Origin of the sequence: Clostridium sp. AM28-20LB, from assembly GCF_003480665.1 — a bacterium.
In the GTDB taxonomy this organism is placed as follows: Bacteria; Bacillota; Clostridia; order Lachnospirales; family Lachnospiraceae; genus Otoolea; species Otoolea fessa.
Window position 1 is genome coordinate 21,709 of sequence record NZ_QUJN01000012.1, and the last position, 6,000, is coordinate 27,708.

The following is a 6,000-nucleotide window of genomic DNA, read 5'->3' on the forward strand; positions in this document are numbered from 1 at the left end:
TCCTGTTTTCATTTTCTATCCTCGCTTTCTGATTTTCTTTGATTCAAACAAATGATGTATGATTTCAAAATCGAAGAGTACGCAACAACCGGAGGGAAAAACACTCATATAAACCAATGGGGACTACCACAACCCAAATTATTTTTTGAAAGGAATGATTCTATGTTCGAGCAAACACCAGATATCCTGACCTTTAAAGAATGCCAGGAACTCTTAAAGATAGGAAAAAACACCCTGCTGGATTTACTCCATAACGAAGAAATTGAAGGCTTTAAAATCGGCACACGCTGGAAAATTCCTAAAGCTGCCGTGCTGGAATATATTTATCATAAATATTAAAGTATGTGCCGATGTGTCAATGTGCCAGAACTTTTTTACCTTTTTATCTTTTCCATTTTGTATTAATTAAAATACAATTTCCTTCTGTCCGCGCCCATAATTATCTAAACCAACCATTTTTACTAATAAAATCAATGTTTTCCCGGAACATTGGCACATTTTTAACGTATTTTTTTCCTTTGTCTATCAATGCGTTTTCTTCTTCTATCCGCACATCTAGAACTACAGCATATAGAATTAGGATGTGTCGCCGCAGGATAGAAAAATTGCTTACAGTTTTCGCATACTCTCAAATATGTTTTGCTGTCATACGTATATGCTAATGCCAGCATTAACGCTTGTACCATATTAGCCCCATCAGGAACTAATTCCATTTCCCCATTTTTCCGAAATTTTACCCTCCAGCTTACACTATCCCAAAAGAAAGTACAGTATTCTTCCATAATGTGTTTCGAAAAATCTTTCCAAAATTCTCTGATTAACTCCCTTGTATTTTCCTTCTCCCTCCATCTCTTCCCTGCTAAAGTAGTTGAAAAATTTAATTTAACATCTTCCCTGAGCACAAAATTCATACACCCATTTCTGTCGCGTATTATTTTATAAAGGCTCATATCTTTCCAATCAATCAACTTAGAAAATTGAATCCACATAGACTCTTTACCTACATTTTTTATTCCATCCTCACAAAAAAACCTAACAAATAACTCTTTAAATTCTTGCTTTATACGTTCCTCACTATTTCCACATCTATGCCACCGCATAAGTAATTCCATTAAAAAAAATAATATTGGTGTATCCATCTCATAGTTCGTATCCTCCGGCATTTCTAAACACTCTAAAATACAACTTCCTGTTAATAAATTCATAATATCTAAAAAAATAGTTCTATCATCATCCGTCTGATTCTCCTTTTTAGTTTGAGATAGATTTTGGGTGTATACTTTCTTATTCGCTCTATTTAACACTGCAATTACTCGTTTAATAAATTCTGTCAACTCTCTCATTGCTGGCGTATTGACTCCCGTTTCATCTAGCAGCGGTTCGGGGAAACCATACATAATTAAAAAGCGCATAATCGACTCTTCTGTTGAATAATCAATTTTTAAAAATTCCTCCAGCAATTCACTCCTTCGACTTTTATAGTCCCAATATATTTTATTTTCTTCCACCGGGTCATTCGCGCCAACCTCACGCCATAATTTCGCACGATATTCATTCGTTAATCCTATTTGCATTAAACCCTCTCCTTACTAGTGATCATTCTCGTTTTCTTGTCTATTGGTTTTTTATATACAAATAGATCACTCATATGGCATGATAACACTGCAAATGGTTTTTAGCAAATCATTTTTCAGAATTCTGACATAGGCACCACATATTACGTACGTATACAAATAAAACAAAAGGAGGAATGGTAGCGCAGCTCCGGAACTGTGCTACCATATAAAAACTATGAATGAAACATCAAACGAAACAAGAAACGCCTTTATAGAAGGCGCAAACAAAGCAATGCAACCTAAGAATTCTGATGTTTTTATCAGGATTGACAGCAGAAAAGCGACTGCCAAATTAGACGTTTATAATCACTCAGAAATAGGCAATGCCTACATCTGTATCAAGCAGAACCACTCTTCTATGATCTGGTCTGTTCAAAACGGAAGAGGCATATCCGCTCCTGCTACCTTATGGATATGGATTAAAAGTCCTCAAAAATTAGGAATTGGGATTGGAAACTCCAAAACATCTGAAGCGCAGTTTATTCTGAATAATGGAAAGGACTTTTTCTTCCTACAGGATTTTTCCATTCATGGGTTCATTGAAAATCAAGAATATGGTCTAGCATTTTTCTTTTCTTCTGATAAACAGGTTATTACACAGGACGAGAATACCAATAACGGATTTTCTCCGATTTGTGCCTTATTGACCCTGTTTATGCAAGATAAAGATAATTCAAGTATGAAGGAAAATAAAAATGGACATGAAAATGACTACATGGACCCATCATTCAGATAGGGGGTGGAAAACGCAAAAAGCAAATTCAAAAATTTGCCAATCAGAAAATGTTTCCGAAAATATGCAGGTAGATCTTACTGAAGATTTTTCTCAAGCGTTTCCCGATACCGAATATACAGAAAATCTATCGGACGATCTCTTGCTGCCCACGGAACATAAAGAAAATACTCCGAGGAAAAAAGCAAAAAGGACGGAGAAAACACGGAGACTTGGTAACTGGTCAACTAAAAAATTAAAATTCGAATTTGATGAAGATGATTTTTTCCAAAATCTTATCGACTCATCCAGTTCGCCAAGCGAGGATGAGATACCAGTAAAACCTTCTCCGAATCCTCCGGCAGAAAAAATAGCACCTGTATCAGCGCCGCAGCCTACGGTAATCCCCGTGGTACCCCAAGCACTGATGTCAGGAAAAAATAAATCTTCAATGAACATAGACCAGATAGCAAACGCTATTACCAATGCTCTGACTATCATCCTGCATGATAACTGTCTTTATTATTATACAGGTAAATGCTATCAGATTATTGAAGATTCGGAAGATCTTCTGAGGATTGTCCGCTCGAAAGTCAGACAGGACGCGTTCTCCAGCTATTCGAAGAAAAAATTTGACGATTTATTTACCTATATGCGGGTAGACGAACGCCTGATTCCAGATGATTATGAGGAAAAGCTCCAGAAATCCGCTGATTATGTCAGTCTCAAAAACGGTGTCCTGAATTTGAAAAAATTGAAACTTCTTGCTCATAATAAGAAATTTCTTATTTTCTATTCACTGGACGCCGACTGGATAGAAGAGCCTGAAAGCCAGAGTTTTGATGGATTCCTATCTACTATAAGCGGTGGGAGTCCTGAAATTAAAACTCGAATCATAGAATCCCTGGGATATTTGCTTTCTTCCTGTAATAAAGGGAAATGTTTCTTTGTAATGGGAACCGCTCCAAACAGTGGTAAAAGTACGTTAGGCGAATTTCTTCAAAAAACGCTTGGCAATAAACTGGTTACCAGTAAATCCATTGCCCAGATTCCCGGACGTTTTTCGATGGGCGATATTCAGGGAAAACTTCTCAATCTATCTCTGGATCTCCCTAAAGGAAAATTTACCCCTATCGTCGTGTCTATCATCAAACAGATTACCGGTGGGGACAGCATTTCAATAGAACGAAAATATGACAAACTGCGGGATATTCACAGCACAATGCGCTTTCTATTCGCAAGCAACTATCCCGTTACGATTTCACGTTCTGATGAAGACGATGCTTTCTGGGAACGTATGGTCGTAATTCCTTTTCTTTACACCATAGAAAAGGAAGACGCAGATACAGAGCTTTCCCGTAGGCTTCTACAGGAAAAAGACGCTATTATATCCATCTGCCTGCGCGCTTTGAGCAATGTAGTCAATAATCATTACATTTTCTCTCCCTGTGAAGCCGCGGACAAGATAAAAGAACGCTGGCGGTATCAAGAGTGTGACTCTATAGAAAGTATCCCACTATTTGTAGAAGAATACCTGGAGGTCACTGGAGAACCGACCGATATGGTTTACTCCCGACAGTTATACGAGATTTATTGTAATTTCTGTGAGGAGTCCGATTTTTCTCCCCTGCGCTACCACACGTTCATCAGCTGGTTTTGCTCCAATATCAATGGATGCTCTACCAGAAGGCGGCATGAAACAGGGAAAAATCCAATGGCTGCTCTTGCAGGTATCCGGGTAAAACAATGGGCTGAGTAGGCAACAGGTAAATTTCATTTTTTAGATTATACATCATATCTGTGAAATACACAGAAAGGAGATTTTGATATGGTTTACAGCAATTTATATTCATTTTCCGACTTATTAACGATCTTTCCATTTGGAAAAACAAAGCTCCGGCAGCTACTGCTCGCAGGTGTCCTTCCGGTTGTGAAAGTCGGTCGCCAGTATGTTACCAGCGATGAAGCAATCCAGCGTTGGGTTCTGGAAAATGCAGGAAAAGAAATTTTATATTGATTTTTAACAGCGGCGGATTGTGACACCTGTTACTCGTCACAATCCGCATCTTTAGACGAAAGGAGCACTAAAATGCCATCTACTACAAGTACCCGAAAAAGAAAAGGCGCTGGAAACATCCAGAAGAAAGCAAATGGTTCTTATCTTGGGCGCATCCGTATTACCGGATACGATACATATTATTATACCGGAACCTCTGAAAAAGATGTTCAAAAGAACCTCAATGAATTTTATGAAAAAACACAGCGGCAGGAAATAATTGCGCGCAAGGAGACCGTCAACACCTATATCGAGCGATGGCTTGAAAATGTAAAACGGCACACTATGAAACCAGCTTCCTACGATCGTCTGGAACGCACTTACAACCGACAGATCAAGCATGCTCCGGTAGGTCGCAGTCAGTTAGGAAGCCTTACCAGCATGGAAATACAAGCCTTAATCAATTCATACACATCATCGTTAGCTTATTCAACTCTAAAGAAGGTCTATGACCTCCTGAATAATTGCTTCCGATATGCTGTTGCCGTCCGTGATATCGGGTACAATCCAGTTGACGGGGTACAGCTCCCCAAACAGGAAAATATGGCGATTCAGCCAAAAGAAATTGAGATATTATCAAGCGAAGATTTAGCAAAACTTGAAAAAGCGCAGTATTGCCTCTATTCAAGCGGAGAACCGCGATACTGGTACGCTTCCGCCTATGTGCTAATTGCCAATACCGGGCTGCGCTCCGGCGAAGCACTCGGACTGACATGGGATAAAATCAACTTCAAAGCCAAGACACTGACCGTATCACAAAATGCTTCCAGAATCAAAAACCGTGATGACATCAATGCACATGGAAGTAAACAAATTATCGTTTCTACGAAAACCCGTTCTGGAACTCGCCAAGTTCCCCTAAACGATAAAGCGCTGGCTGCCCTTAGCCATCTAAAAGAATTGCACGACCGGAAACGGATTCAAAGCAACTTCGTAATCTGCACATCAACTGGAAAGATGGTGGTTCAAAGCTCTTTCTATCACATTTTTCAAAATATGCAGCGGTCGCTTGGCATAACGCCTGTAACAATTCACGCACTGCGCCATACATTCGCCAGTCAGTTGATAGAAGCCGGTGTAGACATTAAGGTAGTAAGTCAGCTATTAGGACATTCCTCCGTGAAAATCACTTATGATACCTACGTTCATACCAGCCTGGAGCGTGCATTTTCTGCCGTACAGACTCTGGTATAGCCATCCAATAAATGGCTGAAAAATTTGGTGCCCTATTGGTGCCTTATTTTTCGTTCAAGAGCAGTAAAAAATGACTTCTAACGGAAATTTACAAGGAAATTTTCTCATGGATATTTCACAGCCAATCAAAAGTCTAAAATCCCGGAAACCCTTGTAAAATAAGGCTTTCCAGGCATAAAAAAAGGAACCACCTTACGATGATTCCTTAGAGGCGACAACCAGATTTGAACTGGTGATCAGGGTGTTGCAGACCCACGCCTTACCACTTGGCTATGTCGCCATAAATGACCCCAACGAGATTCGAACTCGTGTTACCGCCGTGAAAGGGCGATGTCTTAACCGCTTGACCATGGGGCCAGATATTAAATTAAAACTCCCCGAGTAGGACTCGAACCTACGACAGCGCGGTTAACAGCCGCGTG

The 6,000-nt window shown here is 39.6% G+C and carries 6 protein-coding genes and 2 tRNA genes; 5 read left to right on the forward strand and 3 right to left on the reverse strand.

Annotation, left to right across the window (positions count from 1 at the left end; all coding sequences use genetic code 11):
- The first annotated feature begins 162 nt into the window (after positions 1–162).
- Positions 163–339 carry a helix-turn-helix domain-containing protein gene (locus tag DW739_RS14445; protein ID WP_022358914.1) on the forward strand — a complete coding sequence of 59 codons (177 nt, stop codon included), beginning with the start codon at positions 163–165 and terminating at the stop codon, positions 337–339.
- A 161-nt stretch (positions 340–500) separates the two neighbouring features.
- On the opposite strand, the gene DW739_RS14450 is transcribed toward DW739_RS14445, so the two are convergent.
- A complete protein-coding gene (locus DW739_RS14450) occupies positions 501–1,574 on the reverse strand; it encodes a hypothetical protein (RefSeq protein ID WP_118743258.1) in 1,074 nt (357 codons plus the stop codon).
- 217 nt (positions 1,575–1,791) lie between these two features.
- Between DW739_RS14450 and DW739_RS14455 the strand changes: the two genes are divergently transcribed.
- The 4 genes from DW739_RS14455 to DW739_RS14470 all read left to right on the forward strand — a co-directional run bounded on the left by DW739_RS14455 (position 1,792) and on the right by DW739_RS14470 (position 5,578).
- Positions 1,792–2,352: a hypothetical protein gene (locus DW739_RS14455; RefSeq protein WP_147355514.1), complete on the forward strand. Its 561-nt coding sequence runs from the start codon at positions 1,792–1,794 to the stop codon at positions 2,350–2,352.
- Positions 2,312–4,087, forward strand: a complete 1,776-nt coding sequence (locus tag DW739_RS14460) for a phage/plasmid primase, P4 family (protein WP_118743260.1) — start codon at positions 2,312–2,314, stop codon at positions 4,085–4,087. The genes DW739_RS14455 and DW739_RS14460 overlap by 41 nt, the downstream gene beginning before the upstream one ends.
- A 69-nt stretch (positions 4,088–4,156) precedes the next feature.
- Complete coding sequence (locus tag DW739_RS14465; RefSeq protein ID WP_022358918.1) at positions 4,157–4,345, forward strand: hypothetical protein; 189 nt, start codon at positions 4,157–4,159, stop codon at positions 4,343–4,345.
- Positions 4,346–4,417: 72 nt separating this feature from the next.
- Entirely contained in the window at positions 4,418–5,578 is a 1,161-nt protein-coding gene (locus DW739_RS14470) for a site-specific integrase (RefSeq protein WP_118743261.1), read from the forward strand.
- A gap of 209 nt (positions 5,579–5,787) precedes the next feature.
- On the opposite strand, the gene DW739_RS14475 is transcribed toward DW739_RS14470, so the two are convergent.
- Positions 5,788–5,858: transfer RNA gene (locus DW739_RS14475), tRNA-Cys, on the reverse strand.
- A 5-nt stretch (positions 5,859–5,863) separates the two neighbouring features.
- Positions 5,864–5,935: transfer RNA gene (locus DW739_RS14480), tRNA-Glu, on the reverse strand.
- Between the last annotated feature and the right edge of the window lie 65 nt (positions 5,936–6,000).